At 72.3% G+C, this 26,023-nt stretch carries 17 protein-coding genes; 14 read left to right on the top strand and 3 right to left on the bottom strand.

What is annotated here, in order from left to right; translation table 11 throughout:
• Positions 1-4: 4 nt before the first annotated feature.
• The 11 genes from AC1DT4_RS01315 to AC1DT4_RS01265 all read left to right on the top strand — a co-directional run bounded on the left by AC1DT4_RS01315 (position 5) and on the right by AC1DT4_RS01265 (position 19,266).
• The gene (locus tag AC1DT4_RS01315; RefSeq protein ID WP_477087954.1) at positions 5-1,534 is read left to right on the top strand and encodes a sugar ABC transporter ATP-binding protein; all 1,530 of its coding nucleotides are present in this window, start codon (positions 5-7) and stop codon (positions 1,532-1,534) included.
• Complete coding sequence (locus AC1DT4_RS01310; RefSeq protein ID WP_477087953.1) at positions 1,531-2,580, top strand: ABC transporter permease; 1,050 nt, start codon at positions 1,531-1,533, stop codon at positions 2,578-2,580. Before AC1DT4_RS01315 ends, AC1DT4_RS01310 begins: the two co-directional genes overlap by 4 nt.
• A gap of 56 nt (positions 2,581-2,636) precedes the next feature.
• Positions 2,637-3,701, top strand: coding sequence for a substrate-binding domain-containing protein (locus tag AC1DT4_RS01305; RefSeq protein ID WP_477087952.1), 1,065 nt, complete (start codon positions 2,637-2,639; stop codon positions 3,699-3,701).
• Positions 3,702-3,801: 100 nt separating this feature from the next.
• Positions 3,802-4,947 carry a Gfo/Idh/MocA family protein gene (locus tag AC1DT4_RS01300; RefSeq protein ID WP_477087992.1) on the top strand — a complete coding sequence of 382 codons (1,146 nt, stop codon included), beginning with the start codon at positions 3,802-3,804 and terminating at the stop codon, positions 4,945-4,947.
• 2 nt (positions 4,948-4,949) lie between these two features.
• The gene (locus AC1DT4_RS01295; protein WP_477087951.1) at positions 4,950-5,951 is read left to right on the top strand and encodes a sugar phosphate isomerase/epimerase family protein; all 1,002 of its coding nucleotides are present in this window, start codon (positions 4,950-4,952) and stop codon (positions 5,949-5,951) included.
• A 90-nt stretch (positions 5,952-6,041) separates the two neighbouring features.
• Positions 6,042-14,774, top strand: a complete 8,733-nt coding sequence (locus tag AC1DT4_RS01290; RefSeq protein WP_477087950.1) for a hypothetical protein — start codon at positions 6,042-6,044, stop codon at positions 14,772-14,774.
• Positions 14,771-15,184, top strand: a complete 414-nt coding sequence (locus AC1DT4_RS01285; protein WP_477087949.1) for a pilus assembly protein CpaE — start codon at positions 14,771-14,773, stop codon at positions 15,182-15,184. Before AC1DT4_RS01290 ends, AC1DT4_RS01285 begins: the two co-directional genes overlap by 4 nt.
• 80 nt (positions 15,185-15,264) lie before the next feature.
• Positions 15,265-15,564, top strand: coding sequence for an Asp-tRNA(Asn)/Glu-tRNA(Gln) amidotransferase subunit GatC (gatC, locus tag AC1DT4_RS01280; RefSeq protein ID WP_456846127.1), 300 nt, complete (start codon positions 15,265-15,267; stop codon positions 15,562-15,564).
• Positions 15,561-17,075 carry an Asp-tRNA(Asn)/Glu-tRNA(Gln) amidotransferase subunit GatA gene (gene gatA, locus AC1DT4_RS01275; RefSeq protein WP_477087948.1) on the top strand — a complete coding sequence of 505 codons (1,515 nt, stop codon included), beginning with the start codon at positions 15,561-15,563 and terminating at the stop codon, positions 17,073-17,075. Before gatC ends, gatA begins: the two co-directional genes overlap by 4 nt.
• Positions 17,072-18,568, top strand: coding sequence for an Asp-tRNA(Asn)/Glu-tRNA(Gln) amidotransferase subunit GatB (gene gatB / locus AC1DT4_RS01270; protein WP_477087947.1), 1,497 nt, complete (start codon positions 17,072-17,074; stop codon positions 18,566-18,568). Before gatA ends, gatB begins: the two co-directional genes overlap by 4 nt.
• Positions 18,569-18,720: 152 nt before the next feature.
• Positions 18,721-19,266 (top strand): GNAT family N-acetyltransferase, encoded by a 546-nt coding sequence (locus tag AC1DT4_RS01265; protein WP_477087946.1) that lies wholly within the window; start codon positions 18,721-18,723, stop codon positions 19,264-19,266.
• A gap of 15 nt (positions 19,267-19,281) precedes the next feature.
• Here the strand turns inward: AC1DT4_RS01265 and AC1DT4_RS01260 are convergent, their stop codons facing one another.
• Positions 19,282-19,875 (bottom strand): TetR/AcrR family transcriptional regulator, encoded by a 594-nt coding sequence (locus AC1DT4_RS01260; RefSeq protein WP_477087945.1) that lies wholly within the window; start codon positions 19,873-19,875, stop codon positions 19,282-19,284.
• A 103-nt stretch (positions 19,876-19,978) separates the two neighbouring features.
• Here AC1DT4_RS01260 and AC1DT4_RS01255 point away from each other — a divergent pair, with 103 nt between their 5' ends.
• Positions 19,979-20,995, top strand: coding sequence for a hypothetical protein (locus AC1DT4_RS01255; RefSeq protein ID WP_477087944.1), 1,017 nt, complete (start codon positions 19,979-19,981; stop codon positions 20,993-20,995).
• Positions 20,996-21,088: 93 nt separating this feature from the next.
• Here the strand turns inward: AC1DT4_RS01255 and AC1DT4_RS01250 are convergent, their stop codons facing one another.
• Positions 21,089-21,880: an SDR family NAD(P)-dependent oxidoreductase gene (locus AC1DT4_RS01250; RefSeq protein WP_477087943.1), complete on the bottom strand. Its 792-nt coding sequence runs from the start codon at positions 21,878-21,880 to the stop codon at positions 21,089-21,091.
• 149 nt (positions 21,881-22,029) lie between these two features.
• Between AC1DT4_RS01250 and AC1DT4_RS01245 the strand changes: the two genes are divergently transcribed.
• Positions 22,030-23,019 carry a sigma-70 family RNA polymerase sigma factor gene (locus tag AC1DT4_RS01245; RefSeq protein ID WP_477087942.1) on the top strand — a complete coding sequence of 330 codons (990 nt, stop codon included), beginning with the start codon at positions 22,030-22,032 and terminating at the stop codon, positions 23,017-23,019.
• Here AC1DT4_RS01245 and AC1DT4_RS01240 read toward each other — a convergent pair.
• Complete coding sequence (locus tag AC1DT4_RS01240) at positions 23,016-24,353, bottom strand: cryptochrome/photolyase family protein (RefSeq protein ID WP_477087941.1); 1,338 nt, start codon at positions 24,351-24,353, stop codon at positions 23,016-23,018. The two genes, AC1DT4_RS01245 and AC1DT4_RS01240, sit on opposite strands and share 4 nt — an antisense overlap.
• A gap of 86 nt (positions 24,354-24,439) precedes the next feature.
• Between AC1DT4_RS01240 and AC1DT4_RS01235 the strand changes: the two genes are divergently transcribed.
• Positions 24,440-26,002 carry a peptide MFS transporter gene (locus AC1DT4_RS01235; RefSeq protein ID WP_477087940.1) on the top strand — a complete coding sequence of 521 codons (1,563 nt, stop codon included), beginning with the start codon at positions 24,440-24,442 and terminating at the stop codon, positions 26,000-26,002.
• Positions 26,003-26,023 lie beyond the last annotated feature (21 nt).

The raw sequence follows: 26,023 nt of genomic DNA, 5'->3' as shown, positions 1-26,023 counted from the left end.
GCCCATGGTCAACGAAGACCCCGTGCACGACGGAGCACCGCTCCTGCAGATGCGCGGCATCGTGAAGCAGTTCCCGGGAGCCCGGGCGCTGGACGGCGTCGACCTGGAGATCCGGGCCGGCGAGGTGCACTGCCTCCTGGGCCAGAACGGCGCGGGCAAGTCCACGCTGATCAAGGTCCTGGCCGGCGCGCACCAGCCCGACGAGGGCGAGATCCTCCTCGACGGAAGCCCGGTCACGATCTCCGACCCGGTCGTCGGCCTGCGCCTCGGCGTCGCGACGATGTACCAGGAGCTCGACGTCGTCGACGGTCTGTCGGTCGCGGAGAACATCTACCTCGGGCACGAGCTGGCCACCGGCGGGTTCTCGCAGCGGCGCGCGGCGACGGCCCGGACCCGGGCGCTGCTCAAGCGCCTCGGACACCCCGACATCTCCCCGCACCGCGAGGTCGGCCGGCTGTCCGCCGCGGGCAAGCAGATCGTCAGCATGGCCCGGGCGCTGTCCCACGACGCGCGCGTGATCGTCATGGACGAGCCGTCGGCGGTGCTCGACGCGGAGGAGGTCACCAACCTCTTCCGCGTCGTGCGCGAGCTCACGGCGTCCGGCGTCGCGGTCGTGTACATCTCGCACCGGCTGGACGAGATCCGCCAGATCGGCGACCGGATCACCGTGCTCAAGGACGGCCGGACGGTCGCGACGGGCCTGCCGGCCGCGCAGACGCCGACCGCGGAGCTGATCAAGCTGATGACCGGCCGCAACGTCGAGTTCGCCATCGCGCCGCGCCCCCCGGTCGCCGAGGACGCCGCCACGGTGCTAAGCGTCGACGGCCTCGCGCTGCGCGGGGCGTTCAGCGACGTGTCGTTCGAGGTGCGCGCGGGCGAGGTCGTCGGCCTCGCGGGCCTCGTCGGCTCGGGCCGCACCGAGATCCTCGAGACCGTCTTCGGCGCCCGCCGCGCCACCGCCGGAACGGTGCGGGTGGGCGACCGCGCCCTGCGCGCCGGGTCGGTGAGCGACGCGGTGAAGGCGGGCATCGGGCTCTGCCCCGAGGAGCGCAAGAGCCAGGGCCTCATCCTCGACGAGCCGGTCTACCGGAACATCACGCTCTCGACGTTCACGCGCAACTCCACGGCGTCGTTCCTCGACGAGGGCGCCGAGCGGCGCGTTGCCCAGGAGCAGATCCACGCCCTCGACGTGCGGCCGGCCGACCCCGAGCGCAGCGCCCGCACCCTCTCGGGCGGCAACCAGCAGAAGGTCCTGCTGGCCCGCTGGCTCGTGCACGGCTGCCGGGTGCTGCTGCTCGACGAGCCCACGCGCGGCGTCGACGTCGGCGCCCGTGCAGAGATCTACGCCCTGATCGCCGACCTGGCCGCCCTCGGTGCGGCCGTGGTGGTCGTGTCCAGCGAGATCCCGGAGGTGCTCGGCCTGGCCGACCGCGTCCTGGTCATCTCCGAAGGGCGTGTGGTCCACGAGGGACCGGCGTCCGGCATCGACGAGCACCGCGTGCTCGACCTCGTCATGGAAGGAAGTGCCGCGTGAGCGAGCAGGACATCACGGCAGCCGTACCGGCCGCCGACGAGAGCTCCCGGGTCGAGAAGGTTGCCTCGACCTCGAAGCGCGGCGGCCTCCTCTCGGGCGCCGCGGGCCGCAACCTCGGCCTGGTCATCGCCCTGGTCGCGATCTGCGCGTTCGGGGTGATCACCGCGGGGGAGCGGTTCGCGAGCATCGACAACCTGCTGACGATCCTCCGGCTCGCGGCGGTGCTCGGCGTGATCAGCATCGGGATGACGTTCGTCATCACGGGCGGTGGCATCGACCTCTCCGTCGGCTCGGTGATCGGCCTCGCCTCGGTCTGGGCGTCCACGCTGGCCACGCAGACCATGGCGCAGAACTCGCACTGGATCGTCATGGTCGGGTGCGCGCTCCTGGTCGGCCTGGGCGCGGGGCTCGTCAACGGCGTGCTCATCGCCTACGGCAAGGTCGTCGCGTTCATCGCGACCCTCGCCATGCTCGTCGCCGCGCGGGGGTTGGCGGAGATCATCGCCAACCGCCAGACGCAGGTGGTCAAGGTCCAGGGCTTCCTCGACTTCTTCCGCGACGACTTCCTCGGTATCCCGATGCTGGTCTGGATCTTCGTGGTCGTCGCGGTCGCCGGCTGGATCCTGCTCAACCGGACCACCTTCGGGCGCCGCACCATCGCCGTCGGCGGCAACCCCGAGGCCGCCCGGCTCGCGGGCATCAAGGTGAAGCGCCACACGATGTACCTGTACGCCCTGTGCGGTCTGACCGCGGGCATCGGCGGCCTGATGATGCTCGGCCGCACGACGGCCGGCAGCTCGACCAACGGCCAGTTCTACGAGCTCGACGCCATCGCCGCCGTGGTCGTCGGCGGCACCCTGCTCATCGGCGGCCGCGGCACCATCGTCGGCACCGTCCTGGGCGTGCTGATCTTCACCACGCTCACCAACGTGTTCACGCAGAACAACCTGTCCATCTCGGCGCAGAACATCGCCAAGGGCGTGATCATCGTCGTCGCCGTGCTGCTCCAGCAGCGCATCGCCGAGCGCAGCCGCGCCGGAACCTGACCCCACCACCTGCTGTCCCCGTCTCAGTCATGCCCGTTCGATCAAGGAGGATCGTCATGTCCGCAGCACCCCTGCGCCGACAGCGTTCACGCTGGACCGCGCTCGCAGCCACCACTGCACTCCTGGCGCTCGTCGTCACCGGCTGCACGTCCAACACCCCCGAGGACACCAGCACGGACGCCGCGGCACCTCCCGCCGCCGCTGCCACGGGCAACGACGAGCCGGGCGACGAGGTCGTCATCGGCTTCTCGGCCCCGGCCGCCGACCACGGGTGGATGGGCTCGATCACGAAGTCGGCCGTCGACGAGGCCGCCAAGTACTCGGACGTGAAGCTGGTCCAGGCCGAGGGCACCAACGACGTGAACGTGCAGATCAGCCAGATCGAGCAGTTCATCAACGACAAGGTGGACGCCATCGTGCTGCTGCCGTTCGACGGCGCCGCGCTCACCGAGGTCGCGACCAAGGCGATGGACGCCGGGATCGTCGTCATCAACGTCGACCGCGAGTTCGACGACCCGAACGCCGCCCGCACCACGGTGCTCGGCGACAACTACGGCATGGGCGTGAGCGCCGGCGCGTACATCTGCGGGGAGCTGGGCGGCAAGCCCGACGCCAAGGTCGCCGAGATCGCCGGCATCGACTCCCTGCCCCTGACGCAGGACCGCAGCCGCGGCTTCAAGGACTCGCTCGCCGAGTGCGGCCTCAAGGTCAGCAACCGCGTGGCGGCGGACTTCACGGTCCAGGGCGGCGAGGCCGCAGCGGCCAACCTGCTCCAGGCCGCTCCGCAGCTCGACGCGATCTGGAACCACGACGACGACCAGGGCGTCGGCGTCCTCGCGGCCATCGACAACGCCGGCCGCGACGAGTTCTTCATGGTCGGCGGCGCCGGCTCGAAGAACGTCATGGAGGCCATCAAGGCCGACAACACGGTGCTCAAGGCGACGGTCATCTACCCGTCGACGCAGGCGGCCGACGGCATCAAGCTGGCTCGCCTGCTGGTCCAGGGCAAGTCGATGAGCGACCTGGTCGAGGTCGAGGTGCCCCGCAAGATCCAGCTCTACGCGCCCGTCGTCACGAAGGACAACGTCGACCAGTACCTGCCGACGGCCTTCGAGTCCTGAGCCAGCCTGACCGAGCCGGGCGGGTCCCTCTCCGCAGGGGACCCGCCCGGCGTCAGAAGGAGGAGCCGTGACAGAAGCACCCCCGCGCCTGGGCGTGGGCATGATCGGGTACGCGTTCATGGGGATCGCGCACTCGCAGGCCTGGCGCAACGCGCCGCGGTTCTTCGACCTGCCGCTGCACCCCGACATGGCGGTCGTCGCCGGCCGCGACCGGCAGGGCGTCGAGGCCGCGGCCGCCAAGCTCGGCTGGTCGAGCACGGAGACGGACTGGAAGGCGGTCGTCTCCCGCGACGACGTCGACCTGGTCGACATCTGCACGCCGGGCGACACCCACGCCGAGATCGCGATCGCGGCGCTCGCGGCGGGCAAGCACGTGCTGTGCGAGAAGCCCCTGGCCAACTCCGTCGAGGAGGCGGAGGCCATGGTCCGCGCCGCCGAGGCGAGCACGGGTCTGGCGATGGTGGGCTTCACGTACCGCCGCGTCCCCGCGATCCAGCTGGCCCGCACGCTCGTCGCCGACGGCCGCATCGGCACCGTCCGGCACGTGCGCGCGCAGTACCTGCAGGACTGGATCGCGGACCCGCAGGCGCCGCTGTCGTGGCGGCTGGACAAGCAGAAGGCCGGCTCGGGCGCGCTGGGGGACATCGGGGCGCACATCATCGACCTCGCGCAGTTCGTCACGGGAGAGTCGGTCACGGGCGTGTCCGCGGTGCTGGAGACGTTCGTGAAGGAGCGGCCGGTCGCCGAGTCGTTCGGCGGCCTGCACGGGACCTCGTCGAGCACCGAGACCGGCCCGGTCACGGTGGACGACGCGGCGATCTTCCTCGGCCGGATGTCCGGTGGCGGCCTGGCCACGTTCGAGGCCACCCGGTTCGCCTGGGGCCGCAAGAACGCCATCCGGCTCGAGATCAACGGGTCGGCCGGCTCGCTGGCGTTCGACTTCGAGGACATGAACGTCCTGCACTTCTTCGACGCGTCGCAGCCGGCCGTCGAGGCGGGCTTCCGGCGGATCGTCGTCACCGAGCCCGAGCACGCCTACGTGTCCGCGTGGTGGCCGGCGGGGCACGGCCTCGGGTACGAGCACGCGTTCACGCACCAGGCGGTCGACCTGGTCACCGCGATCGCCGAGCGCCGCCAGCCGGTACCCAGCTTCGCCGACGGCCTGGCCGTGCAACGCGTGCTCGCCGCGGTGGAGCGGTCCGCCGCCGACAACAGCACCTGGACACCCGTGAACGAGGAGAGCTGACGATGACCCGACCGATCACGCTGTTCACCGGGCAGTGGGCGGACCTGCCGTTCGAGGAGGTCGCACGCCTCGCGTCCGGGTGGGGCTACGACGGGCTCGAGATCGCGTGCTGGGGCGACCATCTGGACCCCTGGCGCTGGGACGACGACGAGTACGTGGCCGGCAAGCTCGCGACCCTGGAGAAGTACGGCCTCAAGGTCTATGCCATCTCGAACCACCTCAAGGGTCAGGCCGTGTGCGACGACCCGATCGACCAGCGCCATCGCGACATCCTGTCCGACCAGGTGTGGGGCGACGGTGACCCCGAGGGCGTCCGGCAGCGCGCGGCCGAGGAGATGAAGCACACCGCGCGGCTGGCGGCGAAGCTCGGCGTGAAGACCGTCGTCGGGTTCACGGGGTCGAGCATCTGGAAGTACGTCGCCATGTTCCCGCCGGTCTCGCAGGAGGCCGTCGACGCCGGGTACCAGGACTTCGCCGACCGGTGGAACCCGATCCTCGACGTGTTCGACGAGGTGGGCGTGCGGTTCGCGCACGAGGTGCACCCCAGCGAGATCGCCTACGACTACTGGACCTGCGTGCGCACGCTCGAGGCCATCGGGCACCGCGATGCGTTCGGGCTCAACTGGGACCCGAGCCACTTCATCTGGCAGCAGCTGGACCCCGTCGACTTCATCCTCGAGTTCGCGGACCGGATCTACCACGTGGACTGCAAGGACGTGAAGCTCCGGCTGGGCAACGGGCGCAACGGCCGGCTCGGCTCGCACCTGGCCTGGGCGGACCTCCGGCGCGGCTGGGACTTCGTGTCCACCGGCCGCGGCGACGTGCCGTGGGAGGCGTCGTTCCGGGCGCTGAACAGCATCGGCTACGACGGCCCGATCTCGGTCGAGTGGGAGGACGCCGGGATGGACCGCTTGCTCGGCGCGCCCGAGGCACTGGAGTTCGTGAGGCGCAACGCGTTCGACCCGCCCGAGGCCGCGTTCGACGCGGCGTTCAGCGCGCGCTGATACGCCTGGGGCTGGTGGGACGAATGTGCACTACCGCGGAAAGATCGTGCAGAACGGGCTGAAGTATCGGTAATCGGGCACGATACGTCCATGGCCGGCACCGTCGCTGTGCGTGGCGTGCGTACACGACGGATGCGCACGGCTGCTGTGGTGAGCGTCCTCGCGCTCGTCGGTGTGCTGTTCGGGCCCGTCACGGCGGCCGTCGCGTCGCCCGGGATTCAGCTCACCAAGGAGGCGCCGGGCGACGTCCTCGCCGGGGAGCCGATCACCTACACGCTCACGGTCACCAACCCGCCGAGCAACCCCGACGCGGTGCCGGAGTACAACCTCGGGTTCCGCGACGTCATCCCGCCCGGGGTGTCGTACGTCGGTGGGTCGACGACGCCGGCGGGGGCGGGCGACCCGACGCAGGTGGTCGACCCCGACACCGACCAGACGACGCTGACCTGGACCAACGTCTCGGACCTGTCCGTCAACGGCTCGTTCGTCCTGACGTTCCAGGCGCTGCCCGACCCGGCGCTGTACCCGGTGGGCTCGACGGTCGAGAACGTCGCCGACGTCTACTCCAGCACGGACCCGTTCGTCGCACCGGAGTTCGACGAGACGGGCGCACTGGTGCCGGACACGGCGACCGAGACGGCGACCTCCAACCCGACGACGACGGTGATCTCCGCGCTGCAGATCACCAAGGAGGAGCCGAGTCCCGAGGGCGAGCTGCTGCGCGGCGTGCACGACAACACGACCGTGTACTCGCTGACCATCGACGCCGCGCCCTCGGGCGGCAGCAGCGGCCTGGTGGTCACGGACTACCTCCCGGCGCGGCTGGAGTTCCTCGGCTGCGGCGCCGTCGACAACTCGGCCGGCCTCGAGTACCCGGGCGCACCGTCGCTGACCGCGACGCCCGTGCCGCCGGACTGCCTGACGCCGACGTCGGTGACCACCGTCCAGGACCCGCCGCCGAACGGGTCCACCACCTACCCGGCCGGCGTCTACACGCGCGTCGAGTGGGCCATCCCCGACCTCCCGGCGTCGGGGAGCTTCACGCTGCGGTACGCCGCGGGCGTCCCGCTCCGCGAGAACGTCCTGTTCCCCGACCCCGCGCCGGGCGGCCTGCTGCAGGTGGCCAACCTGGACAACAACACCGGCCCGTCCACGCGGGAGACAGCCAACGAGCTCTCGGCCACCAACGTCGCCCAGGTCACCGGCACCTTCGCCGGTGCGACGGCCCCCGGCACCCCGTCGACCGTCACGGCCTCGGACACGCAGACGGTGTCGGTCGAGGACGTCCGGATGCGCAAGAGCGCCGACCGGTCGACCTTCCTGTCCGGCGGGACCGTGCGCTACACGCTCACGGTCGAGTCCAGCGAGTACGTCAGCGCGGCCGACATCGTCCTGGCCGACACGCTCCCGAACGGCACGTGCCCGCTGGGCGGGCCGGGCACCAACTACTCGGTCGGCTCCCTGCCGGCGTGCGACGGCGGCCGTGCCCCGGCGCCCACCGTGCCGGTGGCCACGGCCGCGCAGAACGTCGACGGCACCTTCGACATCACGTTCGCCCCGATCGCCGAGGGTCCCGACGCCACGACGACCGTCTCCTACTCCGCGGCGATGCTGCCCGAGTACCTCGGCGGCGCGCTGATCGGGCAGGCGACCGCGACCGGTGACACCTTCACCAACCACGCCTCGCTCACCGCGACGACGACGCCGATCGCCGGCACGGGCGAGACGGGGACGGTCCAGGTCGAGGACACCTCCTCGTGGACGCTGACCACGGGCTCGGAGTCGATCGACAAGCTCATCGCCCCGCGGTCGCTCTCGGGCGGGGCATGCCCGACCGACGTCAGCCTGTACGGCGAACCGGCGTCGTTCCCCCCGGAGGAGACGCAGTTCCGCAAGGGCGACCGGGTCTGCTACGCCCTGACCGTCGACTTCTCCGACCTCACGGAGACCCGCAACCCGCAGGTCACCGACTTCCTGCCGCCGGGCATGACGTACGTCGCCGGCTCCGCGACGGCGGCGAGCACCAACGCGGGTGCGCCGTTCGCGGTGAGCTCGAACGCGACGGCGGTCCAGTTCCTGATCGGGACGGCAGGGCCGGCGGGCAACCGGTTCGTCGACGCGGGTGCCGTCTTCGCCGCGGTGATCCAGGCGAACGTGACCACGGCCGCTCCCGGCACCACGGCGCTCACCAGGTCGAACCTCATGAAGCTGCGCGCGGAGAACTCCGCGGGCATCGCGCAGACGTTCCGCGACAGCCTGATCGCCCAGACGGCGCCCGTCCCGCCGGTCCGCGTGGTCAAGGGCGTGGAGTCGGTGAACGCTCCCTCCAGCGGGCCGAACGGCGTGAACAGCAACGTCGACGGGTCCGAGGTGCGCGCGACCTCCGTCGCCACGTTCCGGATCGACGTCACCAACGACGGCGTATCCGGGACCGCGAACGGCTACGAGGTGGGCGCGCTGAACGTCTGGGACAAGCTCCCGGTCCAGCTGACCTGCGCCGACATCGGCAACGTGCGGTTCGACCCCGTCCCGGCCGCCGCGCCGACCGTGACCTGCACGGACCCGGGTGACCCGGGGCGCCCGGCGTTCCTCGGCGCGGCCGACCTCAGCCTGCTGCAGGTCGTGTTCCCGATCGACGGCTCGCAGCCCGACCTCTCGGGCCAGGGCATCGGGCCGGCCGCCACGCAGTCGGTCCTCTACGACACGACGATCCCCGACCCCGCCGGCGTCGGCACCACCTACACGGACACCGCGTACGTGCGGAGCTACGAGGCGCTGACCAACGTGCCCGGCGGGGGGACCGTGACGTTCTACCCGCGGCAGAACGTGGACCTCTCCGTCCTGCCGACCCAGTGGGACGCCCCGGCGGCCTCCGACCCCTCGAACGTGCAGGTGCCCGGGCCCGAGGTCGACAAGTCCGCCACGACGTCGATCGTCGAGACGAACAACGACCTGGAGAACCAGGCGACCATCGGCGAGCTCGTCACCTACACCTACGGCGTCCGCATCCTGGCCGGCACGGCCGCGTTCGACGGCGTGCTGCGCGACCCTCTGCCGACGGGGTTCGTCCAGGTCGGTGACGCGACCTTGACCTACCACCCCGACGCGGACAGCGCGGCGACCGCGCCGGTCCCGGCCGGCGTCACCATCGACCCGGACACCGGCACCGTGACCTTCCCGCCCACCTACAGCAACGGGACGGCGTTCGACCAGCGCTTCCAGGTCGTCCTGACGGCTCGAGTCACCACCGCCGCCATGAGCCCGTCGCAGAACAACCTCGAGGCGATCAACACGGCGCGGTTCGACAGTCTGGCCACACAAGGGGGCTCCGCCCTGCCGCCCGCGACGGCGTCGTGGACGATCACCATGCGCCAGCCGCGGCTGGAGGTCGTCAAGACCGACGACTCCGTGCTCCCGGTGCCCGGCGGGACGACCGTGAACTACCGCGTGGTCGCCAGCAACGTGAACACGGACGGCAGCGGGACGGCCCGGAGCCCGCTGCACGACACGTTCCTGGTCGACTGTCTGCCCGCGGGCATGACGTTCGTCGCCTACGGCGCCGACCCGGGAGAGCCCCCGGCGGCCGGGGGGCCGGCCAACGGGTGCGCGACGGGGACTACCGCCCTCGTATGGGACGTCGGCACGGTGCAGCCCGGTGCGAGCGCGGAGCGTGCGTACTCGGCCCGGGTCCCCGTCGACGCGGTCGCGGGCACGTCGTACACCAACAACGTCACGCTCTCGGGCTCGACGCTCGACGACGGCAAGACGGACCCGACGGCGCCGGACAACCCCGACGAGCGCTCCGGCACCGACACCGGGAGCGCGACGGTCCTGATCGTCGGCACGGGCGTCACCAAGATCGTGCTGCCGAGCCGTGCGACCATCGGCCAGCGGGCCGTCTGGAACGTGAGCGTCGTGATCCCCGCCAACACGGCCTTCTACGACGCCACCTTCGTCGACCAGCTCCCGGCCGGCATCGCCGACTCCACGATCGTGGACTACTCGTGCGAGGAGCTCTCCGTCCCACCCGTGCCGTGCACGGCGGTGCCCGTCCGTCTGAACGACGCGGCCGGACCCGACGGATCGACGCTCGTCGCCTGGAACTTCGGCGACCTAACGGGTAGCCCCGAGCTGCGCCTCGTCTCCGTGACGTACGTCGGCACCGTCGCGGACGTGCCGGCGAATGTCGCGGGCGTGGCGCTCACCAACACGGTGCACACGGCGTGGAACACCAGCCCGGACAGCCCGAACCGCGACCCCGACTCGGCCGACTCGCCCTTCGACACGACGGGCAGCTCCGCCAGCGCGACCCTCACGGTGATCGAGCCCGACGTCACCATCGACAAGGCGGTCGACGACCCGACGCCCGGGCCGGCGGACCGGTTCGGGTACGCGATCACCGCGCACAACTCCGCGGACCCGACCTCGAGCGACTCCTGGAACGGCGTGCTGGTCGATACCGTGCCGGTCGGCGTCGTGGTCGACCCCGACAGCATCAGCTTCGGCGGCGTCCTGACCGGCGACGACCCGGTGCGCGGCGGCGGCACGATCACGTGGGACACCCGCGGCCTGGCGATCGCTTACCCGCCCGGTGCGGACGTCACGGTGACCTACGAGGCGACGCTCGCCCCGTCCGAGATCCTCGACACCTCCGCGCTGACCAACTCGGTGCAGGTGACCAACTACGAGTCGCTCGAGTCCGGCGGCCGCGTCTACGTCGGCCCGACGGCGACCGCGCAGGTCGCGCCCGCGTTCCCGCACCTGCAGACCACCAAGACGGCGGTCTCGGCCGCGCCCGCATACATCGGGTCGCCCTTCACCTGGCGGGTCTCGACGACGAACGACGGGTCGGCACCCGCCTTCGGCATCGACATCACCGACGTCCTGCCGACCGGCTGGGAGTACGTGCCGGGCACCTCGCAGCTGACGTCGCCCGTCGGCACCAATGTCCCGCACGCCGACCCCGTCATCGGCGGGGGCATCGCGGTGTGGTCGGACCTGGGGACCCTGCACCCGGGCCAGACGGCCAGCATGACCTTCCAGCTCCGGCCCACGGCGGCCGTGGTGACGGCTCCGGGCGTCGGGTCGACGATCCCGCAGGTCAACCGCGCACGGGTGCAGGGTGAGGACGCGACGGGCGCGACCGGGAACGCCGACGGCGACTACGACAACGGCCAGGTGACCGCGCAGACGCGCATCGACTCGGCGGACCTGCAGGTGACCAAGACGCACGTGACCCCGGTGGTCGCCGGGAGCAGCGCGACCTGGACCGTGACGGTGCGCAACAACGGGCCGAACACGGCCGTGGGGCCGTTCGTCGTCACGGACACCCTGCCCGCGGGGACGGGGTTCGTCTCGGCGACGGGCACGGGCTGGACCTGCGGAGCGCCCGTCTCGGGCGTCGTCAGCTGCGCCCGGACGACCTCGCCCGGAACGCTCGCGTCCGGGGCGTCGTTCCCCGTGATCACCGTGGTGACGTCGATCCCGGCGACGACGCCGAGCGGCACGACCTTCACCAACGCCGCCACGGCCAGCGCGCGGACGTACGACCCGAACGCGGCGAACAACGCGACGACCGACGCGGCGACGGTGACGACGAACGCCGACCTCGCGGTGACGAAGGCCCACGCCGGGCCCGGCGTGGCGGGCGGCGACACGGTGTGGACGATCGGCGTCGTGAACAACGGCCCGTCCGACTCCCAGCCGGTCATCACCGTCACGGACACGCTGCCCGCGGGGACCACCTACGTGTCCGCGGTCGGCATCGGCTGGACGTGCCCTGCGACGGCGACCGGCCAGACGTTCATGTGCACCCGGTCGACGGTGCTGGCGTCCGGCGGTGTGGCGCCGCAGATCGCCGTCGTGGCCCACATCGACCCCGGCGTGACGGGGAACCTCACGAACACCGCGGTGGTCGCGGGCACGACGCCGGACTCCAACCCGGCCAACAACACCGCGACGAACACGTTCCCCGTGACCACGTCGGCGGACCTCGCGATCCAGAAGACGCACACCGGGACCTTCGTCGCCGGGACGACGAACACCTACACCTTCGACGTGGTGAACAACGGGCCCTCCGCCGCGGCCGCCAACCTCACGATCACCGACACGCTGCCGGTCGGCCTGACGTTCGTGGCGGTCGTCGACCCGGCGGGCACCTGGAGCTGCTCGGCCGTCGGGCAGGCGGTCACGTGCACCAGCACGGCGCCGCTCGAACTCGGCGCGTCGACGCAGGTGAGCATCAGCGTGAGCGTCGCCCCCGACGTCGGCGCGGGCAGCTTCCTGAACACGGCGACGGTGTCCTCGCCGACGCCGGACCCGAACCTGGTCAACAACACCGACACGGACAACACCGCGTTCACGTCCGTCTCCGACCTGGCCCTCGACAAGTCGCACACCGGCACGGCGACCGCGGGTGACCTGTTCGAGTGGACGCTGCAGGTGTCCAACCTCGGGCCGTCCGCCACCGTCGGCCCGATCGTGGTCGCCGACGGGCTGCCGGCCGACGTCACCTACGTGTCCGCCACCGGGACGGGCTGGGTCTGCAGCGAGGACGCGGGAACGGTGACCTGCACGAGCGCCGCGGGGATCGCCGGCGGCTCGCCCGCGACGCCGGCGCTCGCGCCGCCCATCACGCTGACCGTGCGCGTCGCCGCCGACGCCGGGCCGTCCCTGCTGCTGAACCAGGCGTCGGTCGACGGCCCGCAGGCCGACCCGGATCTCACCAACAACGACGACTCCGACGCCGTCGTCGTGGTCGACTCCGCCGACGTGAGCATCGTCAAGGACGTCTCCGGTGCCGGTCCGTTCGTCGCCGGCGACCAGGTCGCCTACACCTTGACGGTGGGCAACGCCGGGCCGTCGGACGCCGACGACGTCCACGTGGTCGACGACCTTCCCGCGGGCCTGACCGCGCTCACGGCGTCCGGCCCCGCGGGCGACGGCTGGGCGTGCACGGTCGCGCCGGACGAGGTCCTCTGCGACCGGCCGAGCTTCCCGGCGCCCGCCGCCGGCGACCCCCCGACCACGAGCGTCCTCACGGTCACCGCAGCGATCGACGCCAACGTCCTGCAGGGCACCGACCTCACCAACACCTCGACCGTCGCCACGTCCAGCCCCGGCGACGACCCGGCGGACAACACCTCCGACGCCACGATCACGGTCGACGCGGTCGCCGACCTCGCGGTGACGAAGACGCACCCGGCGGGACTGGTGAACGCGGGGGAGACCGTGACGTTCACGATCGGGGTGACCAACAACGGCCCGTCCGACGCCGTCGCGCCGATCGAGGTGACCGACACGCTCCCGGCCGGCATGACGTTCGACTCGTCCTCGGGCCCGTGGACCTGCACCCCGGACGGCGCGGGCACGACGGTCGTCTGCGACCTGGACGGCGTGACGGCGCTCGCGTCCGGCGCGACGGCGCCGGACCTGGTGATCACCGCGCTCGTCGATCCCACCGTGGACGAAGGCGTGCTGCCCAACACTGCGACCGCGGTATCGCCGACCACCGACCCGGTGCCCGAGAACAACACGGCCGTCGACCCCGTGGTCGTGACGCAGAACGCGGACGTGCGGATCACCAAGACGCACGTCGGCGCCGTGCGGGTGGGTGACGACGTCACGTTCGACCTCCGCGTCTTCAACGTGGGGCCGTCCGAGGCCCGCGACGTCGTCGTGACGGACACGCTGCCGGACGGGTTGACCTATGTCGCGGCGGCCGGGACCGACTGGACCTGCGCCGCCCTCCTGCAGATCGTCCGATGCACCTACGCGGTCCCGGTCCCGCCCGCCGGGTTCACGCCGCCGATCGACCTCGTCACCACCGTGGGGCCCGAGGCCTTCCCGACCGTGCGCAACGTCGCGGTCGTGGAGACCATCACCGACGGCGACAACCGCGAGGACAACACCGCCACCGACGACGTCGGCGTGCCCGCGCAGGTCGACCTCGCGGTGACGAAGACCCACGACGCCGCGTTCGTCGTCGGCAGCGACGGCACGTGGACGATCGAGGTCACGAACACCGGCCCGACGCCCGACCCCGGCCCGGTGACCGTCACCGACACGCTGCCCCCGGGCGTCAGCTACGTCTCGGCCACAGGCGACGGCGTGACGTGCGACGCGACCGGCCAGACCGTCACGTGCGCGCTCGCGGACGGCGTCCAGATCGACACCCCGGTCGCGATCACGCTGGTGGTGGACGTGCAGGCGGACGCGTACCCGTCGGTGACGAACGCCGTCACGGTGACGACGCCCAGCGAGGACGTCGACCTCGACAACAACACCGCGACCGACCCGGTCGACGTGCTGCCGCTGTCGAGGCTCGCGATCACGAAGGACGTCGTCGGGATCCCGGGCCTGCTGCCCGTCTTCCAGGTCGTGGTGACCAACCTCGGCCCGAACGTGACCGCCGCCCCCGTCGTGATGACCGACGACCTGCCCGAGGGCATGACGTTCGTGAGTGCGTCCGGCGCCGGCTGGACCTGCAGCGCGCTCGCGGACACGGTGACGTGCACGTACCCCGCCCAGCTCGCGGTCGGCCAGGCGGCCCCGCCGATCACGCTCGCGACGAGCCTCACGGCCCCGCCCAGCATGTCGCTCACCAACGTGGCCGCGGCGAGCGGCGGACAGCCGCCCGAGTCGTGCCCGGACTGCCTGCCGGTGACCGACGACGCGACGGTCGTGGTCCCGGCGGCGGCGGTCGCAGCGACGGGTGCGGACGCGCAGGCCCTGGCCATGCTGGCTCTCCTGCTGCTCACGGGCGGCGCCGCCCTGGTGACCATCAGGACACGTGGGCGCAAGCAGCAGATACTGGTCGGATGATCTCCCTCGCGCACGCGGCGGCGCTCCACGAGGCCGGGCTCCGCTGGCACCCGCGCCCCGGCGACCGGTTCGCCGTGCGCACGCTCGAGGACCAGGTGTTCACGATCTCGGACATGGTGGTCGAGCCGCACGACTACCCGACGGGCACGGTGCTGGGGTTCAACGGCACGACCGAGTGGGCGCTCGACTCGGTGGCGCAGGAGGACGCGCTGTGGCTGCCGCGCGAGGACCAGCTGCGTGACCTCCTCGGCGGCACCTTCCGCAGCCTCGCCCGGTCCACCTACGGCGGCTACCAGGTGCTGATCGAGGTCGCGGGCCGACCGGAGCAGGTGTTCAGCGCCGACGAGGCGGCCGACGCCTACGCCCAGGCGCTCCTGGCGCTGGTGCTCGCGGCGGCAGACAGGGTCTAGGCGACCGCCCGTTCCGCCCGTACTCCTGGCCATGCTGCCCAGCGGAGGGAGCGGGCGCCCAAACGTCTAGACTCCGAGCCATGTCCACCCTCTCTCGCGACGAGGTCGCGCGCGTGGCGGGCCTGGCACGGATCGACCTCACACCGGCGGAGCTCGACCGCCTCGCGGGCGAGCTCGACGTCATCGTCGAGTCGGTCGCCCGCGTGAGCGAGATCGCCACGCCCGACGTGCCGGCCACCAGCCACCCCCTGCCGCTGACCAACGTGTTCCGGCCCGACGTGCCCGTCACGCCGGTCGACCGGGACCTGGTGCTGGCGTCCGCGCCCGCCCAGATCGACGGCAAGTTCGCCGTGCCGCAGATCCTGGGGGAGGACTCATGACGTCCGACCTCGTCCGCCTCTCGGCGGCCACGCTCGCGGAGAAGCTGACCGCGAAGGAGGTGTCGAGCGTCGAGGCGACGCAGGCGCACCTCGACCGCATCGCCGACGTCGACGGCGCGATCCACGCGTTCCTGCAGGTCAGCAGCGACGCGGCCCTGGCCACGGCGGCCGACGTCGACGCCCGCCGGGCCGCCGGGGAGTCGCTGCACGCGCTCGCGGGCGTGCCGATCGCGGTCAAGGACGTCGTCGTCACCAAGGGCCTGGAGACCACCGCTGGCTCGCGGATCCTCGAGGGCTGGATCCCGCCCTACGACGCGACGCTGGTGGAGAAGATCAAGGCCGCCGGCCTGCCCATCCTCGGCAAGACCAACATGGACGAGTTCGCCATGGGGTCGTCCACCGAGCACTCGGCCTACGGCAACACGCACAACCCGTGGGACCTCGACAGGATCCCCGGCGGGTCCGGGGGCGGTTCCGCCGCGGCGGTCGCCGCCTACGAGGCGCCGCTGGCGATCGGCACGGACACCGGCGGCTCGATCCGTCAGCCCGCCGCCGTCACCGGCACGGTCGGCGTGAAGCCGACGTATGGCGGGGTGTCCCGCTACGGACTCATCGCGCTCGCCTCGAGCCTGGACCAGGCCGGACCCGTGACGCGCACGGTCCTCGACTCGGCGCTGTTGCACGAGCTCATCGGCGGCCACGACCCGCGCGACTCCACCTCCATCGACGAGCCGCTGCCGGCGCTCGTCGCCGCCGCCCGCCAGGGCGCGGACGGCGATCTGTCGGGCGTGCGCGTCGGGGTCATCCGCGAGCTGCAGGGCGAGGGCTACCAGCCCGGCGTGCTCGCGCGGTTCGAGGAGTCGCTCGAGCTGCTGCGCGGCGCCGGGGCGGAGATCGTCGAGGTCTCCTGCCCGCACTTCACGTACGCGCTCGCCGCGTACTACCTGATCCTGCCGGCGGAGGCGTCGAGCAACCTGGCCAAGTTCGACGGCATGCGCTTCGGGCTGCGTGTCATCCCCGACGACAACCCGACGGCCGAGCGCGTCATGGCCGCGACGCGCGGCCAGGGCTTCGGCGACGAGGTCAAGCGCCGGATCATCCTCGGCACCTACGCCCTGTCCGCGGGCTACTACGACGCCTACTACGGCTCGGCGCAGAAGGTCCGCACGCTCATCCAGCGCGACTTCACGGCCGCGTTCGGGGCCGCCGACGTGCTGGTGTCCCCGACGGCGCCGACCACGGCGTTCAAGCTGGGCGAGAAGCTGGACGACCCGCTGGCCATGTACCTCAACGACGTCGCGACCATCCCGGCCAACCTCGCGGGCGTGCCGGGGCTGTCGCTGCCCAGCGGCCTGTCCGACGACGGCCTGCCGGTCGGGTTCCAGGTGCTGGCGCCGGCCAAGGCCGACGACCGGCTGTACCGCGTGGGTGCGGCGCTCGAGGCGCTGCTGGAGAACGAGTGGGGCGGGCCGCTGCTGCGCAAGGCCCCGGAGCTGGAGATCGCGCGATGAGCACGCTGGTGGACTACGACGACGCCGTCGCGCGCTACGACACGGTCATCGGCATCGAGGTGCACGTCGAGCTGGGCACGCGCACCAAGATGTTCGACGGCGCCGAGGTCACGTTCGGTGCGGAGCCGAACACGCAGGTCACGCCGGTCTCGCTGGGGCTGCCGGGCGCGCTGCCCGCGGTGAACGCCGTCGCCGTCGAGTACGCGATCCGCATCGGGCTGGCGCTGAACTGCTCGATCGCCGAGACGTGCCGGTTCGCCCGGAAGAACTACTTCTACCCGGACGTGCCCAAGAACTTCCAGACCTCGCAGTACGACGAGCCCATCGCCTACGAGGGCTGGGTCGACGTCGAGCTGGACGACGGGAGCATCTTCCGGGTCGAGATCGAGCGCGCGCACATGGAGGAGGACGCCGGCAAGAACACGCACATCGGTGGCTCCGACGGGCGCATCCACGGCGCCGAGTACTCGCTCGTCGACTACAACCGCGCGGGCATCCCGCTGGTGGAGATCGTCACCAAGCCGATCACCGGCGCGGGGGAGCGGGCGCCCGAGGTGGCCCGCGCCTACGTGCAGACGCTCCGCGACATCTTCCGCGCGCTCGAGGTCTCCGAGGCCCGGATGGAGCGCGGCAACGTGCGCGCCGACGTCAACGTCTCGATCCGCCCGACGCCGGGATCGCCCCTCGGCACCCGCACCGAGACCAAGAACGTCAACTCGTTCCGGTCGGTCGAGCGGGCGGTCCGCTACGAGGTCAGCCGCCAGGCGGGCGTGCTCGACGCCGGGGTGCCGATCATCCAGGAGACGCGCCACTGGCACGAGGACACGGGCACCACGGCGTCGGGTCGCGTGAAGTCGGACGCCGAGGACTACCGGTACTTCCCGGAGCCCGACCTCGTCCCGATCGCGCCGGACCGCGCGTGGGTCGAGGAGATCCGCGCCGGCCTGCCCGAGCTGCCCGCCGCCCGACGTCGGCGGCTGCAGGCGGAGTGGGAGTACGCCGACGCCGAGATGCGCGACGTCGTCAACGCCGGGGCGGTCGAGCTCATCGAGACCACGATCGCCGCTGGCGCCAGCCCGGCGGCCGCGCGCAAGTGGTGGATGGGTGAGCTGGCCCGCACGGCCAAGCAGCAGGAGGTCGAGCTGGCGGACCTGCCGGTGACGCCGACCCAGGTCGGGCAGCTGCAGAAGCTGGTCGACGACGGCCGGATCAACGACAAGCTGGCGCGCCAGGTGCTCGAGGGCGTGCTCGCGGGCGAGGGCGACCCGGAGACGGTGCTCGTCGCGCGCGGGCTCGAGGTCGTGTCCGACGACGGCCCGCTGCTCGAGGCCATCGACGCAGCCCTGGCCGCGCAGCCGGACATCGCCGAGAAGATCCGGTCGGGCAACCTCGGACCGGTCGGTGCGATCATCGGCGCGGTCATGAAGGCGACCCGCGGGCAGGCCGACGCCGGCCGCGTCCGCGAGCTTCTGCTGGAGCGCATCGGCTCCTGAGTCCCCAACGTCCGCACTCGAGGGGCTCAGAGCCCGCTCGAGTGCGGACGTCGCGGTGGTTCGGTGTTCCGGCGGACGCGCGCCGTGATCCGCCGGTAACGTCCCTGGCACACCCACGCCGTAGCGTTCCCGATCGGCGACAGGAGGCAGCGATGGAGAAGCCCACGCTCCAGGGCGAGATGATCGTGCTCCGACCCATCCGGGCGAGCGACGCGGACGGGCTGTGGGAGTCGGTCAACGACGCCGACGGCAACCGGCTCACCGGCACGACGCAGGTGTTCACGCGGCAGCAGATCGACGACTGGTGCGCGACCATCTCGCAGGTGGACGGGCGGATCGACCTGGCCGTGACGACGACGGCCTCGGACGAGTACCTCGGCGAGATCGTGCTCAACGAGATCGACGAGGTGGTGCGGTCCGCCAACCTCCGGCTCGCCATGCGGCCCGGCTACCGCGGGCGCGGGTACGGCACCGAGGCCATCCAGCTGATCCTCGGCCTGGCCTTCGACGGGCTCGCGCTGCACCGCGTCGAGCTCGACGTGCTGAGCATCAACGCCCGGGCCAAGTCGCTGTACGAGAACCTCGGGTTCCGCGTCGAGGGTCGCAAGCGCGACGCCTACCGCGACGGACCCGGCTACTGCGACGCGATCATCATGTCGCTGCTCGAGGACGAGTTCCGGGCGAGCCAGATCCCGTAGCGGGACGGTCCAGGGTCAGCGGGGCAGGTACTTCTCCACGCTGGCCAGGTACGCCTCGCCGTCGAAGTCGGGCACGATCGACGCCTGGACCACGTAGCCCTGCACGGCGGAGATGAGCAGCGGCACCTGCTCGACCGCCAGGACCTCCGCCTCGTCGGCGGGGGTGCCGTGCGTCCGCTGGTGCCAGAGCGACACGTACGCAGTCAGCGCGTCACGCAGGCGGATGATCACCTCGTAGGTGAGGGCGTGCACCTCAGGGTCGGACATCCCCTCGCCCCAGAGCTGCAGCATGATCCCGGGACTGCCCAGCGACTGCATCATGCCCGTGACGAGCACGCGCGGGAGGGCGGGCGGCGCGGGCAGCGGCTCGACCCGCGAGAGCTGCTCGATGTCGAGGATGCGCGACCCGATGACGCGGGAGGCGACGTCGACGACGATCGCGCCCTTGCTCGGGTAGTGCCCGTAGATCGCGCCGGCCGAGAGCCCGGACTCCCCGATGATGTCGGCCATCGAGGTGGCCTGGAACCCCTTGCGCCGGAAGGCGCGCAGGGCGGCGTCGGCGATCTCGTCACGGCGGGCGACGCGGTACTCCTCGGTGACCTTGGGCACACGGCAGCATAAAAACGAATGATCGTTCTTGACAACTCCGGCGCCCCGGGACGACGATCTCTCTAGAAGAACGAACGTTCGCTTTTACTCGAGAGGATCAGTCATGCACACGCAGCCGCACACCCCGTGGCGTCGCCTCCTCGGCCTCGGAGCCGGGCTGGCCGCCGTCCTCACCGTCCTGGCGCTCGCCTTCCTCTGGCCCGCGGTCACCTCCGAGCCCCGGGACCTGCCGGTCGCCGTCGCGGGACCGGCCGCGGCCGTGGCGCCCGTCGCGCAGGGTCTCGACGCGCGCGCCCCGGGCGCATTCGACGTCGTCCCCGCGGCGGACCGCGCCGCGGCGGTCGACCTCATCGAGACCCGCGAGGTCTACGGCGCCGTCGTCCTCGGCGCGCAGCCGGAGATCCTCGTCGCGTCGGGCGGCAGCCCGATCGTCGCCCAGCAGCTCACCGCGCTCGCGCCGGTGCTGGCGCAGCAGACGGGCTCGGCGGTCCCGGTCACGGACGTCGTGCCGCTGAACGCGGGCGACCCGCGCGGCGCGATCCTCGGCGCACTCACGTTCCCGCTGGTCATCGGCGGCATGATCGGCGGCATCGCCATCTCGCTGCTGGTCGTCGGCGTGCGGCGCCGGGTCACCGCGGTCACCGCGTACTCGGCCCTCGGCGGTCTCGCCGTGGCGGGCGTGCTGCAGGGCTGGTTCGGTGCGCTGGCCGGGTCCTACTGGGTCAACGCCGGGATCATCGGCCTCGCGATCCTGGCCGTCGGCGGCGTCATCGTCGGGTTCGTGTCGATCGTCGGCCGCCCCGGGATCGCGATCGGCCCGGTGCTCTTCCTGCTCGTCGCCAACCCGATCGCGTCGGCCGCCCAGCCGTGGCAGATGCTTCCGGCGCCGTGGGGCGCGATCGGCCAGTGGATGCCCCCGGGCGCGGCCGCCGCGCTGCTCCGCGACGAGTCGTACTTCGCGCGGGCCGACACCACGCAGCTCTGGGTCGCGCTGGCCTGCTGGGCGCTGCTCGGCCTGCTCCTCGCCACGATCGGCCACTACCGGGACACGGGCGCCGCGACCGACGCGGCCCTCGAGGAGGCGTCCGAGGACGCCACCTCGGAGCTCGTCACCGTGTGACACCCGTCCGAGCCCGCCGCACACCTGGTGCGGGCGAGGCGCCGGTGGCGCCCCGTCCGCACCACGCGCACTGTCGCCCCACGAGGGGCAGCGTCAGTCGTCCAGGCTGCCCATCGTGAGGTTGACCGTCGTCCCGGTCATCCCGCTGGCGAGGTCCGACGCCAGGAACGCCGCGACGTTCGCCACCTCCTCGATGAGCATCAGGCGGCGCGGGTGCGTCCGTGACGCGAGCAGGTCCTGCCACTGCTCCCAGGTCATCCCGGTCGCCGCGGCACGGGGCTCCCAGGCCTGCCGGATCGTGCGCGTCGTCGGGACGGCCTGCGGGCGCAGGCCGACCACGCGGACCCCCTGCGGCGCCAGCTCGGCGGACAGCGCTCGGGTGAGCGCCTCCTTGGCGGCCTGCGCCGGACCGAAGCCGCCGACGAGCGGGATGCCGGTCCGGGAGTGCAGCGCGCTGACCGTCATGATCACCCCCGACCCGGCGGCGACCATGCGGCGGGCGGCCAGCCGCGCGGTGAGGAAGTACGAGGTCGTGTAGGCCGCGAGCGGCAGGGTGAACTGCGCGAGGTCGAGCTCCGTGAGCGGGAGACCGAGGATGTCCGCGTCAGGGATGCCGATCGCGTTGAACGAGATGTCGAGGCGGCCCGACGTGGTGACGACCTGCTCGAGGTGGTCGTCGACGGCTCGTTCGTCGAGCGCGTCGACCTCCGCGGCCTCCGCGCGGTAGCCGGCCGCGACGATCTCCTTGGCGACCACCTCGACCGCCGCCCGGTCGCGCCCAGTGACGTGGACCGCCGCGCCCTCGCCCGCGAAGGCACGGGCGACGGCGCTGCCGATGGCGCCCCCGGCGCCGTAGACGACCGCGACCTTGTCCTGCAGCAACATGTCGAACCTCTTCCTGCGTGGGTGCGACGGCCCCGGCCGGTGCCGTCGGTGGGGTAGACACCGGGGTGGGCGAGAACTGGGCGCCGCCGACCGCCCAGTTCGGGCGCGGGGCGGTGTCTGTACGGGAGAGTGGGACCTCTGGAGGCGGGATGACCGAGACGACCGACCGGGTCGCGCGGGCGCGCGCGGGGGACGACGACGCGTTCCGCGAGCTGACCGAGCCGTACCGGCGCGAGCTCCTGGTCCACTGCTACCGGATGCTCGGGTCGCTGCACGACGCGGAGGACGTCCTGCAGGACGTGCTCCTGGCCGCGTGGCAGGGCCTCGGCGGATTCGAGGGGCGGTCGTCGCTGCGCACCTGGCTGTACCGGATCGCCACCAACCGGTGCCTCAACGCCCGGCGGGCTGCCGCGCGCCGCCCGCCCCGGGCCTGGGACGTGCCCGGCGTGGAGCTGGTCGAGCCCAGCAGCCTCGGCGAGGTGGTCTGGCTCGAGCCGTTCCCCGACGCCCTCCTGGGCGGCGCCGGCGAGGCGCCGCTCGGTCCCGAGGCGCGCTACGAGCGGACCGAGGCCATCTCGTTGGCGTTCGTGACCGCGCTGCAGGTGCTGCCGCCGCGTCAGCTCGCGGTCCTCGTCCTGCGCGACGTCCTGGGCTTTCCCGCCCGCGAGGTGGCCGAGATGCTCGACTCGACCGTCGAGTCCGTGACCAGCGCGCTCAAGCGGGCACGGGCGACGCTGAACGTGCGGGGGTCGGCGCAGCCGCCGACGTCCGGGGACGCCGACCGGCTCGTCGCGAAGTTCGTCAGCGCCTACGAGGCCTCCGACGTGGTCGCCCTGGTGGCCCTGCTGACCGACGACGTGTTCATCTCGATGCCGCCGATGGCGTACGAGTACGTCGGGCGGGACCTCGCGGCTCGCTTCTGCGCGGGCATCCTCGCGCCTGGCCGGCAGTTCGCCCTCGTGCCGACGAGGGCCAACGGGCAGCCCGCGTTCGGCACGTACCTGCGGGCTCCCGACGGTTCGAGCCGGGGGACGGGCCTGCTGGTCCTCGCGCTCGCGGGCGACGGGGTCAGCGCCCTGACGCGCTTCGACGCCACCGTGCTGCCCGGGTTCGGCCTGCCGGAGTCGATGCCGGCCTAGTCGCGGGCGCGGTGGAAGTCGTCGAGGGCGACCTTGCGCTCGGCGGCGTGGTCGACGATCCGGTCCGGGTAGTCCGCGGGCGCCTCGAGCCCGAGCGTCCAGGGCTGGTGCACGGCCCGGCCGGGGACGCCCCGCAGCTCGGGCACCCACTGTCGGACGTAGGCGCCGTCGGGGTCGAACTTCTCGCCCTGCGTCACGGGGTTGAAGACCCGGAAGTACGGCGCGGCGTCGCGCCCGGTGCCGGCGACCCACTGCCAGTTGAGCTGGTTCTGCGGCACGTCGCCGTCCGCCAGCCACTCCATGAAGTGCGCGGCGCCGCGCTGCCAGCGCACGTGCAGGTCCTTGACCAGGAACGACGCGACGACCATGCGGACCCGGTTGTGCATCCAGCCCAGCGCGCGCAGCTGCCGCATGCCGGCGTCGACGAAGGGGTAGCCGGTCCGTCCGGCGGCCCAGGCCGCGAACGAGGTGTCGCCGTCGTCCCACGAGTCCGGTGGCACCACCGTGCGCAGCGACCGGTGCGCGGCGCCGGGATGGTGCCAGAGCACGTCGGCGTGGAACTCGCGCCAGGCGAGCTCGGACCGGAACGTGGCGACGTCGAACGGTGCATCCGCGAGATTGGCCAGGAGCGTCCGGGGGTGCAGCTCTCCGTACTTGAGCGGGATCGACAGCATCGAGGTGGCGTCGAGGTCGGGTCGGTCGCGCAGCGTCGCGTAGTCCTGGAGGTCGCCGTGCAGGTAGGCGGTCCACCGGTCCCGCGCCGCCCGTTCGCCCGCGGGCGGCAGCCGGACGTCCGTGCGGGGCTCGTCGGGGAGGCTGCCCGACCGCAGGGTCGCCCACGGGGGGTCGGGAACCGGTGCGGGGGCTGCCCAGCCGTGGTCGAGCCACGCGCCGCGGAACGGGGTGAACACCTGGTAGGGCGTCCCGCCCTGGGTCGTGAGGCGGCCGGGGCCGACGGCGTACGGGGAGCCGGTGCGGACCAGCGGCACGGTGAGCGCCCGCTCCACGGCGTCGTCGCGACGCCGGCCGTACGGCTCGGTCGCCGCGGTCACGTGGACGGCCGGCGCGCCGACCTCGCGGACCACCTCGGGCACGACGCGGGCCGCGTCGCCGTGGCGGACGACCAGCCGGCCGCCGGTCGCCTCGTCCAGCGCGCGCAGGCTGCGCGCGAGGTAGGTGAGGCGGGGTGCCCCGGACGACCGCCAGAGAGCGGGATCGACGACGAACAGCGGGACGACCTCGTCGTCGGCGGCCCGCGCCTGCTCGACCGCCGCGACGAGCGCGGGGTTGTCCGCGAGCCGCAGGTCGCGGCGGAACCAGTGGATCGTGGGCACGCCGCGACGGTATCCGCGGACGGCCCGGTCCGCCGGTCGAGTCCCCCGGGGTGGTGCGGCCCCACGTCCGAGGCCACGATGGGCCTATGAGCGGCGCCGGAGACGCGCAGGTGGGGGGCTCGGGGGGTTCGGCGACCCCGGGGCCGAGCGGCCGCAAGGTCGACACGCTCCCCAGCGATCGCGCCTTCTTCGGCCAGCCGCTCGGACTGCTCACGCTCTTCGGTACCGAGCTGTGGGAGCGGTTCAGCTACTACGGGATGCGCGCGATCCTCCTGTACTACCTGACCGACACGGTGGCCAAGGGCGGCCTCGGGATCGAGCAGACGTCGGGCGAGGCGCTCGTCGCCATCTACGGCTCCTCGGTGTACCTGCTCTCCGTGCTCGGCGGCTGGCTGGCCGACCGGATCATCGGCGCCCGCCGATCGGTGCTCTACGGCGGCATCATCATCGCCGCCGGCCACGTGTTCCTCACCGTCCCGCAGGCATTGTTCTCGTACATCGGCATCGTGCTGGTGGCGCTGGGCACCGGCCTGCTCAAGCCGAACGTGTCGAGCATGGTGGGGGAGCTGTACGACCGGGACGACCCGCGGCGCGACTCGGGCTTCTCGATCTTCTACATGGGCATCAACATCGGGTCCCTGGCCGCGCCGTTCCTGGTCGGGGCGGCCCAGACCGCCGGCGGCTACCACGCGGGATTCGCGGTGGCCGCGGTCGGCATGGCGATCGCGCTGGTCTTCTTCGTCGCGGGCCGCAAGTACCTGGGGGGCGCAGGTGACGTCCCCCCGAACCCGCTGACGCCGCAGGACCGGCCGGCGGTCGTGCGCCTCGTCGTGATCGTGCTGCTCGGTGTCGCGCTCGCGGTCGCGGCCGGCTGGATCGTCGAGGGCGGCTTCGGGTTGCCGGCGTTCATCGACGCGGTCTCCTACCTGGCGTTCGCGGCGCCCGTCGCGACCTTCATCGTCATGTTCCGCTCGCCCAAGGTGAACGCCCACGAGCGCACGCGGCTGCGGGCGTACATCCCGCTCTTCATCGCCGCGATGATCTTCTGGATGATCTTCGAGCAGGCGGCCAGCACGCTCGCGTCGTACGCGAAGGACAACACCGACCTCGTGGTCTTCGGCGTGACCATCTCGCCGGCGTTCTTCCAGTCGGTCAACCCCGCGGCGATCATCCTGCTCGCACCCGTGTTCGCGTGGCTGTGGATCAGGCTCGACGACCGCCCGCCGACCGCCGTGAAGTTCGCGCTGGGGCTGACCTTCGCCGCCCTGAGCTTCGTGTTCCTGGCCGGCGCCTCATGGCTCGCCGACGGTGCGAAGACCTCGGCGTGGGTGCTGATCATCGTCTACGTCATCCAGACGGTCGGCGAGCTGTGCCTGTCGCCCGTCGGCCTCGCCGCCACGACGCTGCTGGCACCCCGAGCCTTCCGCGGTCAGGCGATGGCGTTGTGGTTCCTGGCGCCGTCGGCCGGCAACGCCATCGCCGCCCAGGTCATCCAGGGCACGCCGGACGCGACCGCTGCCGTGTACTTCGGCACGATCGGCGTCATCGCGCTGGTCTTCGCCGGCGGGATGTTCGCCCTGGCGCCGTGGGTCACCCGGCACATCAAGGCGGGCGCCGACTCCGAGTCCGAGGCCGCGCTGCAGCGCTGAGCCGGTGCCGCTGTCGGGGCC

Source organism: Cellulomonas sp. P4_D11, assembly GCF_056401915.1.
This window is presented reverse-complemented; position numbering and strand designations above follow the sequence as displayed.

What these genes read in the sequence shown, in the direction of transcription:
- AC1DT4_RS01300 (WP_477087992.1), top strand. Translation starts at nt 3,802, where the DNA reads ATGATCGGGTACGCGTTCATGGGGATCGCGCACTCGCAGGCCTGGCGC.
- gatA (WP_477087948.1), top strand. Translation starts at nt 15,561, where the DNA reads ATGACGTCCGACCTCGTCCGCCTCTCGGCGGCCACGCTCGCGGAGAAG.
- AC1DT4_RS01245 (WP_477087942.1), top strand. Translation starts at nt 22,030, where the DNA reads ATGACCGAGACGACCGACCGGGTCGCGCGGGCGCGCGCGGGGGACGAC.
- AC1DT4_RS01255 (WP_477087944.1), top strand. Translation starts at nt 19,979, where the DNA reads ATGCACACGCAGCCGCACACCCCGTGGCGTCGCCTCCTCGGCCTCGGA.
- AC1DT4_RS01235 (WP_477087940.1), top strand. Translation starts at nt 24,440, where the DNA reads ATGAGCGGCGCCGGAGACGCGCAGGTGGGGGGCTCGGGGGGTTCGGCG.
- gatB (WP_477087947.1), top strand. Translation starts at nt 17,072, where the DNA reads ATGAGCACGCTGGTGGACTACGACGACGCCGTCGCGCGCTACGACACG.
- AC1DT4_RS01265 (WP_477087946.1), top strand. Translation starts at nt 18,721, where the DNA reads ATGGAGAAGCCCACGCTCCAGGGCGAGATGATCGTGCTCCGACCCATC.
- AC1DT4_RS01315 (WP_477087954.1), top strand. Translation starts at nt 5, where the DNA reads ATGGTCAACGAAGACCCCGTGCACGACGGAGCACCGCTCCTGCAGATG.
- AC1DT4_RS01305 (WP_477087952.1), top strand. Translation starts at nt 2,637, where the DNA reads ATGTCCGCAGCACCCCTGCGCCGACAGCGTTCACGCTGGACCGCGCTC.
- AC1DT4_RS01295 (WP_477087951.1), top strand. Translation starts at nt 4,950, where the DNA reads ATGACCCGACCGATCACGCTGTTCACCGGGCAGTGGGCGGACCTGCCG.
- gatC (WP_456846127.1), top strand. Translation starts at nt 15,265, where the DNA reads ATGTCCACCCTCTCTCGCGACGAGGTCGCGCGCGTGGCGGGCCTGGCA.
- AC1DT4_RS01250 (WP_477087943.1), bottom strand. Translation starts at nt 21,880, where the DNA reads ATGTTGCTGCAGGACAAGGTCGCGGTCGTCTACGGCGCCGGGGGCGCC.
- AC1DT4_RS01290 (WP_477087950.1), top strand. Translation starts at nt 6,042, where the DNA reads ATGGCCGGCACCGTCGCTGTGCGTGGCGTGCGTACACGACGGATGCGC.
- AC1DT4_RS01285 (WP_477087949.1), top strand. Translation starts at nt 14,771, where the DNA reads ATGATCTCCCTCGCGCACGCGGCGGCGCTCCACGAGGCCGGGCTCCGC.